Consider the following 13,666-nt stretch of genomic DNA (forward strand, 5'->3'; position numbering starts at 1 on the left):
ACGCATGCGCCATCAACAACTCCAACACCACCGCATCGAAACCAGGCGCCGCCACCGCCAAAACCCGCGACGAAGCATCCACCCCATACCGAACAGCCTGCTCCACAGCGAAATTCGCCAACCCCCCATGCGTCACCACCACACCCTTGGGAACACCCGTCGACCCCGAGGTGAACAACACATACGCCACATCGGACACCCGAGACGGACGCACCCGATCCCTATCCGACACAGGTTCCGACGAGAACCCTTCCAGCGTCCCGCGCGAGTCGGCATCATCCAGCACCACCGCCCGGACGCCATCGGGCACCACGTCGACGCATCCCGACACCGACAACACCACACCCACACCCGCATCACCCAACATCATCGACACCCGCTCCACCGGATACCGAGGATCCACCAACACAAACCCCGCACCCGCCTTCGCCACCGCCCACATCGACACCACCAACTCCACCGAACGACCCATCACCACACCCACCACATCCCCCGGACCCACACCCCACGACACCAACAACCGCGCCAACCGCGACGACCACCCATCCAACTCCCCGAACAACACCACCCTCGAACCCGAAACCACCGCAACCGCGTCGGCATCGCGTACACACAACACATCAGCCAACACCCGCGACTCCACGCCGGCGACACCCGACGCGGGAACCAGTTCGGCCTGCTCCCACGCCGACAGGATGTTCACCGCACCGACCGGCAAGCGCGGGTCGGCCACGAATTCCGCCAGGATCCGAGTCCAGCGCTCCGCGAACACTTCCATCGTTTCCCGGTCGAACAGGTCGGTCGCGTAGTTGATCCGCACCGCGACATCGCCACCGTCGGAAGTGTTCTCGGCGACGGTGACGATGAGGTCCACCTTCGCGGGCTCGGCCCCCCTGTCGAGGATCTCGACCGTCAGCTCCGACAGTTCCACCTTCGCGCGCCGCATATTCTCGAGGACGAGATACACCTGGCACAGCGGGGCGTAGGCCATCGACCCCCGGGGTTCGACGGCGTCCACGATATGTTCGTACGGCAGGTCGCTGTTGGCGAAGGCATCGACATCGTTGTCCTTGACCCGCGTCAGGAACCCCGCGAAGCTCTCCTCGGAGCGAACTTCGGTGCGCAGCGGCACGGTATTGACGAACATTCCGACGAGGGGTTCGAGCGCCCGCTCGCCACGGCCCGCGACCGGTGTGCCGATGGTGATATCCGGATCCCCCGACAGCCGGGCGAGCAGCACCGCCAATGCGGCATGGACGACGACGAATGTCGTCACATTCGAGGTGCGCGCCAATCGCTCGATCCCGGAGAAGGTTTCGGCCGGGATCGCGGCGGTGACGACATCGCCGCGCAGCGAAGGGCGGGCCGGCCGCGGACGGTCGGCGGGAATTTCCAGCAGGGGTGATCTCCCCGCCAGGCGTCGGGTCCAGTACCCCAGCTGACGAGAAGCGAGCGATTCCGGATCGTTCTCGTCCCCGAGCAGATCGCGATGCCAGATGCTGTAGTCGGCGTACTGCACGCCGAGCGGCTGCCAGTCCGGCGCTTTGCCGTCCACTCGCGCCGCGTAGGCCGCCGCGACATCGGCCGCGAGAGGTCGAAGCGACCAGCCGTCACAGCAGATGTGGTGCAGAACGACGACGAGGACGTGGCGGCCGCGATCGGGCGTCGACAGCAGCGTGACCCGGATCGGCGGACTGGTGCGCAGATCGGCGCCGGTCGACACCAGCTCACCGATCAGCTTCCTCATATCGTCCGGATCGGCGGGGCACGGGATCGGATCCAGATCGGTGAGCATCTGCTCGGCGGGCAGGACCACCTGTGTCCCTTGCCCGTTCACGGCGGGATAGATGGTGCGCAGCGTCTCGTGTCGCCGCATCACATCGGTGAGCGCCGCGCGCAACGCCTCGGTGTCGAGTCGGCCGGTCAGCTGCAATACCAGCGGGATGTTGTACGCGCCGGAGGTCGGGTCGGCTTGGTTGAGCAGCCAGATCCGGTTCTGTGCCGGCGCGAGGGGAATGGGTTCGACACGGCGGACCGCTCGCAGCGATGGCCTGGACGATCGATGCGCCCCGTCCAACTGCGCGGCGAGCCGGGCGACCGTCGGCTTACCGAACAGGTCTCGCACGGAGACCTCGCACCCCATCACTTCCGCGATGCGCACCGCGGCACTCGTCGCCGTGATCGAGTTGCCGCCCAGATCGAAGAAGCTGTCGAGCACTCCGACCTGGTCGACGCCGAGAACCTCGGCGAAGACGTCGGCGATCAAACCCTCGACGACGGTACGCGGGGCCACATACGGTGCGGCGGAATCGAATACCGGTTCGGGCAGTGCCCGCAGATCGAGTTTGCCGTTGATGGTCAGCGGCAGCGCGTCCAGCACGACGAGAGCGACCGGAATCATATACTCCGGCAGCGACGCGCCGACATGCGCGCGCAGGGTTTCGGCGTCGCAGACCGCGCCCGCCTCGGGCACGACGTAGGCGACCAGCCCGGCCGCCTCGGTGTCGGGATGGTGGACCACGACAGCGGCCGACGACACGGTGTCGTGACTCGTCAACGCGCTGCGGATCTCGTCCAGCTCGATCCTGAACCCGCGCAGCTGCACCTGGAGGTCGCCTCGGCCGCGGTATTCCAGCTCGCCGAGGTGGTTTCGCCGCACGATATCCCCGCTGCGGTAGAGCCTGCCGCCGGGCTGTCCGAACGGATCGGCGACGAACCTGCCCGCGGTCAACGCGGGCCGCTTCAGGTAGCCGCGCGCGAGTTGATCTCCGGAGACATAGATTTCGCCCCAGGCTCCCAGCGGAACCGGATGCAGTCGGTCGTCGAGGACGTAGGTCCGCAGACCTGGCAGCGCGGGTCCGATCGCGCTCGGCGCACCGGGCGCCGCGATACTCGGCGGCAAGCCGAGGTAGGTCACGAAAACCGTTGTCTCGGTGATCCCGTAACTGTTGGCGAGCACGGGCAGGCCCGGGTTCTGTTCGTACCAGTTCGCGAGCAGCGCGGGTTGCAGCGCTTCACCGCTGAGCAGGACGAGTCGCAGGCCGAGCGCCCCGTCCGGTTCCCCCGCGTCGGCGTACCGCTGCCGCGCGGCCGCGAATTGGTAGAACGCCGAGGGCGTCTGGCTGAACACCGTCACCTTCTCGCGCGCCGCGAGGCGCACGACCTCATCGGGTGACCGCGTGGTCCGACTGTCCACGACAACGATGCGTCCACCCGTCACGAGCGGGCCGAAGATCTCCCAGATCGAGTAGTCGAAGGCGTACGAATGGAAGAAGGTCCAGACGTCCTCGGCCCGGATCCCCGCCTCGGCACAGGAATTCACCAGGTAGGTGGCGGCGCTGCGATGGGTGATCGCCACGCCCTTGGGGCGCCCGGTCGATCCGGACGTGTAGATGACATAGGCGAGTTGATCGCAGCGCAGCGGTCCGGTCCGGTCGGCATCGGTGATCGGGTCGGCGACGATATCGTCCTCGGACGCGCCTGCCTCGTCGAACAACACGACGCGAGCCGGATCGCCTGGTACCTGCGAACCGGCGTCACTGCCGACAACGACGACGATCGGATCGGCATCGCCGAGAATGTATTCGAGCCGATCGGCCGGATGCGCGAGATCCAGCGGCAGGTATCCCGCACCGGATTTCAGCACCGCCAGTGTGGCGACGATCAGATCGGCGTCACGGGGCATGGCGATGGCGACAAGGGTTTCGGGTCCGGCGCCGAGTGCGATGAGCCTGCGGGCGAACCGGTTCGACCGTTGTTCCAGATCACGGTAGGTGAGCGCGACCTCACCGGAGGTAACGGCGACCGCGGACGGCGTCGCGACAGCCTGTCGGGCCAGCAGGTCGACCAGCGTCGCGGACGGTGTCGCGCCGTCACGGCCCGCGAGTTCCCCGACGACGCGGTCCCGCTCGGCCGCGTCGAGCAGATCGATATCGGTGATCGGGGTATCGCGCGGAGCCTCCAGCAGCCGGCGAAGGAATTCGATGAAACGGGACGCGTGCGCGTCGAGTTCCTCCTGGCCGTACAGGTTCCCGTTGCCGTGCAGTTCTATCAACAGTGGGGCGTCGGCCCCGGAGCGGTACAGATTCAGTTGCAGGTCGTCGAGTGCGCCCGAGGTGAGGGCGCGGTAGCGGCCCAGAGCCGACCCCATCCGAATCTCGGAATCGAAGAACAGGATGTTGACGATCGGGCCGAACGAGTTCGCGGACGCGTCCAGCGTGGTCGAATCGCGGCGCAGGTCTTCGAAACGGTAGAGCTGATGCCGCATCGCCGCGACGAGTTCGGATACCGAGGCCCGCACGATATCTTCCACGGTGGTGCTCGCCTCCACCGCGAAGCGGATCGGCACCATATTCGCCAGCATCGCTGCGGCATTGCGCAGCCGCTTGGTCACGCGGCCCGAGACCGGCATCGACAGCACGACATCGTCGGTACCCGTCATCCTGGCGAGGAACGCGGCGAACGCGGCTATCACGACCTGCGCCTCGGAGGCGTGCAGATCCTCGGCGAAACGATCGAGCGCGGCGGACAGGTGCGACGGGAGTTCCTGACCCGCGACCCTGTCGTCCTTGTTCCAGCGTGCGGTGCGCCCCGAGAGACTCGGCGGCTTCGGGAGGCCGGACACCTTGTCGAGCCAGTACGCTTTGTCCGCTTCGAACCGCCGGCTCTCACGATAGGCGCGTTCGGCTTCGGCGACCTCGTGCAGGCTCGCCGCGACGAGCGGTGTCGGCGCGCGGCCTTCCAGCAGCGCGTTGTAGTGCTCGGCGACGCGGTTCAAGGAGTTGAAAGCACCGTATCCGTCGATGACGAGGTGATGGGCACGTGCGTACCAGAAGTATCGGTCTTCGCCGACGCGGATGAGGCGTGTGACAGCGAGCTGATCCCGGCTCAGATCGAGCGCCCTGGTGTTGTAGTCGGCGCTCATCCAGTCCATCGCCGCGGCGACGGGATCGGCCTCGCCGCTGAGATCGAGTACGGGTTCGTCGTACTCCATGCTGTGGTCGACGAATTGGTAAGGGTGCCCGTCCGACTCGATGACGCGCACCGTGAGGGATTCGGTCTCGCGTCCGGCATCGTTGACGGCGCGCGTGAACGCCTCGACGTCGATGGCGCCCTCGATCTCGACGTAGTGCGCGATATTGACCGGCGGTCCGCCCGGCAGATTATCGGCCAGCCACATGCCGTACTGCGCCCTCGACAGCGGAATGAGATCCACAATCGTGCCGCCGGATACGTCGGACTTCTGATTCATTCGTGTGACCCCTTTATCATATTCGGAGGCACAGAAGCACAGCGCAATACACGTGCGTTCCGCATCCGATTTCCCCGATTACGCGGGTTCGCTTCATCGACGCGGCGCCACCCCTGACCTCGAAGCGCCGATCCCAGAACCACGCGTTATAACCTGTACGCTCACACTTGGACGCTCAACCGCGTCCCCATCGGCCTTACTACAGCGACTCCCCACCTCCATTGCCCACATATTGCCGACATCTCTGTTTTGAAACGCGCAATTTTTACGTGCGATGAAGCTATCGAGCTCGTAGACCACCGGCGAGCCAGCGGTATTCGTCAGTGTAGACGCACCCTACGACACTGCCGCGACGGGAATGTAGGTCACATCGTGTTCGTTTGCCGTGGAAGATGCGTTACAACTCACGACAGACGGTCACCGCCCACCTCGCCGACACAGTACCGCCGCTCGATCCCGGCTTTCGACATCATCCGATTCCCGAAAGCATGGAGAAACTGTTCACCGAAGTTTGCTGGGCCATGCGCTGGTCGCCATCAGTCAAACGGGACCATCCGGTTGCGTTTAGCCAGGATGGAGCCATGTATTCGGAGCGAACGCCCAATCGGATTGCACAGTCAAACGTATTGTGCGATATGTAACTCAATAGCATCTGTGAGTAAGTAGATTTTCACAAGCTGCCGCGTGGTCGAATGCTCTGCGTTATACGACGAATGGCGCAGGCCTGATCGAACTATTCGAAACAGTGGACTGGAAAACACACCGTTCCCCGGGCGGGCAGTCTGCCCTGCGCCCGGAACGCCGACCGAGAAGGTGCGATCGGGTGGCGATACCGGTCCCACGCGGTGTCCGCTGCGGGCGAAGCGACCGGCGGTCTCCGATTCGGGTCGGTTATGGCATCAATACAACGCGTGGGAGTCTTTTTCGAGGGATGCGCCCCCGCTGCACTCGCCAGCGCATACCGCGCGCGAGGCAGCCGAGCAGATTGACCGCCATTCGCTGGACCTGGCGTTGGCCGTCGAACCGGCGGCGCGGGGTCGGCTGTCAACGGCGTCGCGGCCGACGAATTCGGCCGCACTCCCGTGAACGCCCGATGCCCACCGAGCGGCGGTGCGGAGTCCGCTCGATGGGCATCTCCACCGGAGTGACCACGGTGTACGAAGGCGGTGTGCGAAACCGCCGCAGCGCACGACCGTTCCGGTGGGCGCTGCACCTGCAGGCCGGGGGTCGGGGAGTCATGGGTTCGACCCGACCGGCGCGGTGCACGTCCGGCATGGTGTCAGATCGAACCGCCACCGCCGATCAGCCACGGGTTGAACGTGCAGTCCAGCCGCGGATGCCCGACCGGATCCAGTGCCCGCAGCGCGATGGAGAGGGCGCGCGGCGAGTACATCAGTGTCAGGTGGTCGGAGATATCGGAATCGCAGCCATCCTGCAGGACGATATTGTTGACCGTCGCGCCGGGCCCCGGCTTCAGGAATGTCAGTTCGAAGGGGGTGGTGACCTCGTCGTAGCGGGTGCCGACGACCGTGTATTCGATACCGGGGACAGTATCGCCCGCGGCGTTCAGCCGATTCGTGAAATCCGAACCGATGGTCTGCTGGATTCCAGCGTGTCCGACGAAGAGTTCAACAAATCCGAGGATATCGATACCGAAGTTATTGATGGCACGCCCGAGAGCGCCGATCCCGTCGAGGCTGGTGCCGTGATGGGTCGACCCGAAGGTGATGAGCTTCCCGACCTTGCCTGCGCCGCCCTCGTATTTGGTGTACCAATTCGCCATCGAACCACCCTGGGAATGGGCGACGATATCGACTTCGGAGGCGCCGGTCGCGGCGAGGACCCGGTCCACGAAGGTGGCGACCTGTTTCGCCGAATCCTGGATATAGCTGGTACCCATCACACCGGGCAGCAGCGCACCGACTCCACCGCCCTGGATCAGATTCGACCGGCCGTAATTGAAGGTGAATACGCAGAAACCGGCGTCCTTCATCGGCTGCCCCATGAAGGCGAAGCCGTTATAGGCGTTCATCCACGTGCCGTGCAGCGCGACGACCGGCCGAGGATGGCTCTCGGTCGGCTTGCAGTTCCAGTCGTTGGTGCCGGGCGGCGCGACATCGGGGTTGCTCAGACCGTAGGCGAAGGCGGACAGCCAGGCGGTCTGCGCCGGACCGTAACCGACCGTGTCGCTGGCATATCCGCCGGACAGACCGGAACTGCTCCCGGATCCGCCGTAGCAGTCGCCCGAACCGTTGCCCGAACCCGCACCGCTGCCGGAGTTGCATGCCGAGCCGGTGCCCGCGACCGGGGCCGCCTTCCGACCCGCCGCGATGTAGTCGGCCAGGGCCTGCTCGGTGGGCGCGGGTTCCGGATCGGCATGTGCCGCGACGCCGGTGAAACCCATCGCGAGCATGGAGACGCTCGCCATGATCGCGGCGCTGGTCCGACGTGTCAGACCCCGTCGGGCGCGGGTACTTCGCTTCATCAGATGCCTTCCTACAGAACGTCGATGTTCGAGGGCCGGTGGCCGCTTCTCGGGTCGACAGGTACCGAAACTGCGCCAACGCTAGGTCCCGATCACCCTGTATCCCAGATGATCTGGCGGCATCTGGACAGGTCATGAATGACACCGACGGCAGGTAGGGAACGGGCACAAGCCACCCCGCCGAACCCGCGCTCGTCGCGACACGGATTTCTACCAAAGCGACAGCCGCATCACGGTGAGTTGTCCTCACATTAGGAGGATTCCGTTCACCCGCGGCGTTATCGGGCACAGCATGGACGAAAAGATCTCACCGCGGTAGCCATTCCACGGCCGATCGACGGGAGTCGCGATGACCGAAACGATTTCGAGCGTGCGCCGGGCGCGTGCCGCACGCGTGACGCACCCCGTCCTCTACCGTCATATCATCACCGGCCCCCACCCGGTGCGCGGCGATATGATTCACGAATTCTCCCGTGCCGTAAAACATTTCCACCCGCGATATCGGACCGGAATGCCGAGCGATTACGGCCGCCCCGTACTCGTCGCCCCGCCCGCGTTCTCCGCGACGATCCTGACTCCGGTGCTGCGCGATATCCTTCTCGAGTTCATCCCCGGCGGCGGTCCCGATCGCATTCTGCACGTGGACCAGGTCGTCGAGTTCCGGCGACCGGTCGTCGAGGGCGATCGACTGCGATGTCGCGCCGCCGTCGAATCATTCCGGCATTTCGCTGATTACCACGTACTGGCGATCAAGGCGGCACTCGTCGATCGGCAGGGCGCGGTCAAACAGACGACGACCACTTCCCTGCTGACGCGCATCGGCGGCGACGCGGCCGGGGTACCCGAGCTGCGCGGCTCGGACACACACGTCCGCGCCGCCGGATCGATCCATTCGCGGTGCACCGGAACCGATCCCGGCGCGATCGCGGTCGGCGAACCGGTCATCGGGAGTGAACTGCCACGGTGGAGCGTCGGTCTCAGCCGTGACGATCTCACCCGGTACGCGCACCTGACCGGGGCCACCGACATCACGCCGAGCACGATCGAACTCGGTCTCGTCACCACATATCTCGCCAACGCGTTCGGCATCGGCACCGGGCTCACCCGTTTACGCACCCAGGCCGCTCGCCACACCCACCATCTCACCCTGCCCTGCCCCGACCCGGCGACTCTCGAATTCCACGGGTATGTCACCGCTGTCGACGTCAAACACCGACGCGCGTCGGTGGACATCAGCGTCCGTGCGGGCGACCGAGCGCTGTTCAGCTATGCCGCCGCCGATCTCCAACTGCCGGATTAGACTGCCCGCGAGACCGATTCGGTGTACTCGCGCCGACGAGCCCGCCGATCCGGCAGGCCGCCATGCGATTCGAGGCCCCACTTCCGCGCCAGCCGCGTGGTCGGGTCACTGTGGTCGGGTCACTGTGGTCGGATCACTGTGGTCGGATCACTGCGGTCCCGGCAACCCCAATCCGACCGAGAGCACCTTCCACGCGTGCGGAAGCTGCGCCTCGAAATCGACCCAGGTGTGCATGCCCTCGTCGGAGTATTCGACCGTCGCGGGAATCCGCAATTCCCCGAGCCGTGCCACGAACCGTTCCGTACACGCCCTGGCGCCTGCCTCCAGCGCCATACCGCCGCCCGCGACGCTCAGCGCGTCGGCGATATCGGACGACTCCGCGACCGCGACGAGGTCGGCGCGCGTCGGCGCGCCCGACGCCGCGGACAGGTACACCGCGGTCCCGCGCAGACGCTCTGCGTTGAGCACGGTGTCGTGCGCGGCCCATTCGGGGGAACCCGCCGGGCCCCACAGATTGTCCGCGTTCCCGCCGCGCGAGGCCACCGTGATCGCCGTGACCGCGTGGCCGAGCGGGTCGGCTGTCGAATAGCAGCCGCTCATACCCGCGACCGCGCGATACTGCCCGGGGTGACGCTGGGCCAGCATCATGGCGGCCTGAGCTCCCATCGACACACCCGCGATCGCGCGATTGCCGTCGGATTTCAACAATGATTCGACGATGGGAGGCAATTCGCCGGTGAGGAATGTCTCCCAGCGATTGAATCCGAGCGCGGCATCGTGGCGTTCCCAGTCGCTGTACATACTTCCGGTGCCGCCACTGGTCAGCACCACGTCGACCGGTTTGTCCGCGAAGAATTCGGCGGCGCCGCCCTTGGTCAGCCAGCCCGAGGTGGATTCGCCGTCGACCCCGTCGAGTAGGTACAGCACCGGTCGCGGCTGGTCCCCCGAGCCGCGCAGTACATCGATGTCGATGACGCGCCGCATGGCCGCGGACGCGATATGCAAACGCTCGTGCCGCGGCCCGAGGGTTTCACTGCTGAGCAGCCCGGTGCGCGTCATCTTCGGATCGACGGGAGGCGGGGGCGTTACGGTGGTGACGGGATTGGTCGGCGCGGCGCGGACCTGCGCGCCGACGACGCCGACGGTGACCGCGATGGCGGCGGCCATCGCCGCGGCGGCGGTGATCGGTACTCGTGCGTTCATGAGACGCGAACGGCTCGATCCGCGTGGCGCGAATCGGATGACACCCGGTGGCAGGGCGGCACAGCGGCCCCGGCGAGCATATTGATCACGATGGCAGTCTGCGCTACCGCGAAGCGTTGCGCCACTGCGGGAATCCGTGACTGTCCTGGCATAAGATCCCAACTCCTTTCGCTTGACCTAGAATTCGGGCCTACTGCGAGATCAGGTCGGCGAACTCCGCCTCGACAGTCGATTACCCAGCCGCTGGCGGGAATCACAACCGGTAGAACACGGATCGGGATCTGTCACAGTCATCCCTGCTCCGAGACCGCATTCGTCGTCAGCGCCCGGTTCCGCGACGGCGGCCACCGGATACAGACCAGGCGGTCGCCCGTCCGCGCGGACCCGGTCGAGCAGTTCGTGCGCACGGGCGGCCAACTCGGGGATCCGCTCGGTGCGTCCTGATACGACGGTGGCGATCAGGGGCACCTCGGCCACCGCGCTCACCAGTTCCAGCACCTCGGCCGTCATGGCGGGCAGGGTCAGCGCGGACGCCGTCTCGATGGGCACCAGCACCGTGCCGCCGTCGGTGGACAGCAGGGACAGCGCGCGCGAGCCGAGCGGATCGGCCAGCGCCGCCTGGACTCTGCGCAGTTTCCTGCGGGCCGCCGGGTCAGCGCTGCCGGAACGCGGCTCGTCCGGATGCCGCGGGATCGACACGGCGACCACCTGGTAGACCGGGGCGATGGTGATACCGGTCTGCCTGGCCAGTTGCGCGACGCCGTGCCCGCCGAGCAGTGCCGACACCAGGGTTTGCGCCGCGGTCTGGTGTTCCTTGGCGACGAGTCGATGTTCCTCGACGTAGGCCGCCGAGGCCGCGACCGTCACCATCTCCAGCGCCTGCACGATGAGCCGGGTGCCCGCCACCACTTGTTCGGCGTCGTCGTGGCCGACCTCGGCGGCGAGGAATTCCAGACCGGAACGGATGCCGTCGTGGTACGCGCCGAGCACCGTCTCCAGCGCGACGCCTTCACGCGCCCACCGGACGGCGGATCCGGCGATCTCGTCCGGTTGCCTGACCGATGAGGACCGGGGACCGAGAGTTCGTACCGCCGCCGCGAGACAGTTCCGCGTGACTCTCGTCAGATCACCGGTCAGATCACCCGGCGCGGCGCCACGCGGGCGATACGCCAAATGGTCGACGAGTCTGCTCTCCAAGGTCTTGATGCCCGACCCGGCCTTCATACCCACCATGACTATCGAAGGCTAGCCACCACGGCGAGAAAATACACCCCGCACACCTCGAACTTGCTATCTCATCAGGCTTTACACCGCGCCTTGGGCGAAATCACAAGCAGATCACAAAGGTTCGCTCGAACGAGTGCCGCGACTGTCTCAGGTAATCGTCCGATGCCTGATGGCGCAATGGATTTCGCGAATTCGCGGGCAACTCGTCAGCCACCGGGGAATCGGTCGTGTCATGCCCTGGCCGAGATCCATCGACGCGGGGGTACGCAGCGCCGGCCGCGCAATTCCCGGCGCTGCGTAGAGGCCACCCTAGATGTCGGGGTCCTCGGCGCGGCCGTACTCTGTAACACTCACCAGCGACCAGCCGATCTACCGGGATCCAGCACAAGGACCAGCCGGTGCGGCGCAGGCGCGCGCCGCTACCCTTGCGAGAGCGGAGCGCACCACGCGATGAGCTGCCCCATCAGTTTGCTCGTACAGCTGTGCTGCGCGTCTCATCACGACTAGCATCGAGCGCCGCACCTGAAATCGGCCCATTACCGGCGGACGGGCAGCAACACCGAGTTCGAAGGACAACGCGAAACAAATGAGCGGTACGCGAGAAAAGCTGGAGGAACTCCGGGACATCCTGGAGCTCGCCGAGGAACCCGCTGGCGAGACCGGTATCGCGAAGCGCAAGAGCAAGGGCATACCGAGCGCTCGCGAGCGCGTCCGCATGCTTTTGGATCCCGGCTCCTTCGTGGAAATGGGCGCGCTGATGCGCCAGCCCGGCAGCAGCGGCGCCATGTACGGCGATGGGGTGGTCACCGGTCGCGGATTCATCGACGGCAGGCCCGTCGTCGTCATCGCACACGATCAGACGGTGCACGGGGGCTCGGTCGGCGAGATGTTCGGTCGCAAGGTCGCCGCCGCGATGGCATTCGCACAGGAGAACGCCTGCCCCGTGGTGGCGATCAACGATTCCGGCGGTGCCCGCATCCAGGATGCCGTGGCCTCGCTGGCCTGGTACGCGCTGATGTGCCGCCGTCAGGAGGATCTGTCCGGCTTCGTGCCGATGGTCGCGGTCATGCTCGGCAAATGCGCGGCGGGTTCGGTCTACGGTCCCGTGAATATGGATGTGCTGGTCGCGACCGAGAAGTCGTACATGTTCGTCACCGGCCCCGAGGTCATCAAGGCGGTGACCGGCCACACCGTGAGCGCGGAAGAACTCGGCGGCGCGGCGGTCCAGGCCGAGATCGGCACCATCCATCACGTCGCCCCCGACGAGCAGGCGGCCTTCGACTGGGTCCGGTCGTACCTGAGTTACCTGCCCTCGAGCTGCCTCGAGCAGCCCCCCGTCGTGAATCCGGGCCTGGAGCCCGACGTGACGGCGCACGACCTGGAACTCGATTCGATCATTCCCGACGCCGACAAGGTCGGCTACGACATGCACGAGATCCTGGTGCGGATCTTCGATGACGGCGCCTTCCATGAGATCGCCGCGGCTACCGCGAAGAACCTGATCACCGGATTCGCCCGCGTGGACGGTCGCAGCATCGGCGTCGTCGCCAACCAGCCGCAGGTGCTCGGCGGTGCGCTCGACGCGCAGTGCTCGGACAAGGCGACCCATTTCATCCGCCTCTGCGACGCCTTCGGCCTGCCCGTCGTCTTCGTGGTCGACACCCCGGGCGTGCTGCCCGGTGTCGAGGAGGAGCGCGCGGGCGTCATCAAACGCGGCGGACGTTTCTTCCGCGCGGTCATCGAGGCGACCGTGCCCATCGTGACCGTGGTGACCCGCAAGGCGTACGGCGGCGGCTACGCGGTGATGGGCTGCAAACAGCTCGGCGCCGATATCAGCCTGGCTTGGCCGACCGCACGCATCGCCGTGATGGGCGCGGAGAGCATGGTGGGGATCATCGGGCGCAGGCAGCTCGAGGCCGCCCCGGCCGACGAGCGTCCCGCGGTGCGTCAGCAGATGATCGACTTCTACAACGCCACCATGGCCACGCCGTGGATCGCGGCCGAACGCGGTTATATCGATGCGGTGATCGAGCCGTCCCAGACGCGCCTCGAGATTCGTAAGGCGCTGCGGATCCTGCGAGACAAGGGCTCGGTGCCCAAGCCGAATCCGCGCAAGCACAGCCTCTTCCCCGTCTGATTCTCCGGCTGCCCGCCGTGCTCGTTCCCTACCCTCGCGCGGCGGGCATGCCGCACTTCGCCC

Annotated in this window: 6 protein-coding genes; 2 read left to right on the plus strand and 4 right to left on the minus strand. The window is 66.1% G+C overall.

Annotated features, from left to right (window positions below; all coding sequences use genetic code 11):
* Together ABZS43_RS25925 and ABZS43_RS25930 are read right to left on the minus strand one after the other, a co-directional pair.
* Positions 1-5,251 (minus strand): amino acid adenylation domain-containing protein (locus ABZS43_RS25925; protein WP_355038562.1); only part of this gene is annotated, 5,251 nt, incomplete at its 3' end.
* A 1,279-nt stretch (positions 5,252-6,530) separates the two neighbouring features.
* Positions 6,531-7,736, minus strand: a complete 1,206-nt coding sequence (locus tag ABZS43_RS25930; RefSeq protein ID WP_355038563.1) for a lipase — start codon at positions 7,734-7,736, stop codon at positions 6,531-6,533.
* A 349-nt stretch (positions 7,737-8,085) separates the two neighbouring features.
* Between ABZS43_RS25930 and ABZS43_RS25935 the strand changes: the two genes are divergently transcribed.
* Positions 8,086-9,036, plus strand: a complete 951-nt coding sequence (locus ABZS43_RS25935) for a MaoC family dehydratase N-terminal domain-containing protein (protein ID WP_355038564.1) — start codon at positions 8,086-8,088, stop codon at positions 9,034-9,036.
* 147 nt (positions 9,037-9,183) lie between these two features.
* On the opposite strand, the gene ABZS43_RS25940 is transcribed toward ABZS43_RS25935, so the two are convergent.
* Positions 9,184-10,239, minus strand: a complete 1,056-nt coding sequence (locus tag ABZS43_RS25940) for an alpha/beta hydrolase family protein (protein WP_355038565.1) — start codon at positions 10,237-10,239, stop codon at positions 9,184-9,186.
* A 201-nt stretch (positions 10,240-10,440) separates the two neighbouring features.
* Positions 10,441-11,472, minus strand: a complete 1,032-nt coding sequence (locus ABZS43_RS25945; RefSeq protein WP_355038566.1) for a transcriptional regulator — start codon at positions 11,470-11,472, stop codon at positions 10,441-10,443.
* Positions 11,473-12,052: 580 nt separating this feature from the next.
* Between ABZS43_RS25945 and ABZS43_RS25950 the strand changes: the two genes are divergently transcribed.
* The gene (locus ABZS43_RS25950; protein WP_355038567.1) at positions 12,053-13,603 is read left to right on the plus strand and encodes an acyl-CoA carboxylase subunit beta; all 1,551 of its coding nucleotides are present in this window, start codon (positions 12,053-12,055) and stop codon (positions 13,601-13,603) included.
* Positions 13,604-13,666 lie beyond the last annotated feature (63 nt).

The sequence above is a fragment of the Nocardia sp. NPDC005366 genome, assembly GCF_040606855.1.
Taxonomy (GTDB): domain Bacteria; phylum Actinomycetota; class Actinomycetes; order Mycobacteriales; family Mycobacteriaceae; genus Nocardia.

Coding starts and splice junctions, on each gene's coding strand:
- ABZS43_RS25935 (WP_355038564.1), top strand. CDS start 8,086: ATGACCGAAACGATTTCGAGCGTGCGCCGGGCGCGTGCCGCACGCGTG.
- ABZS43_RS25950 (WP_355038567.1), top strand. CDS start 12,053: ATGAGCGGTACGCGAGAAAAGCTGGAGGAACTCCGGGACATCCTGGAG.
- ABZS43_RS25940 (WP_355038565.1), bottom strand. CDS start 10,239: ATGAACGCACGAGTACCGATCACCGCCGCCGCGGCGATGGCCGCCGCC.
- ABZS43_RS25930 (WP_355038563.1), bottom strand. CDS start 7,736: ATGAAGCGAAGTACCCGCGCCCGACGGGGTCTGACACGTCGGACCAGC.
- ABZS43_RS25945 (WP_355038566.1), bottom strand. CDS start 11,472: ATGGTGGGTATGAAGGCCGGGTCGGGCATCAAGACCTTGGAGAGCAGA.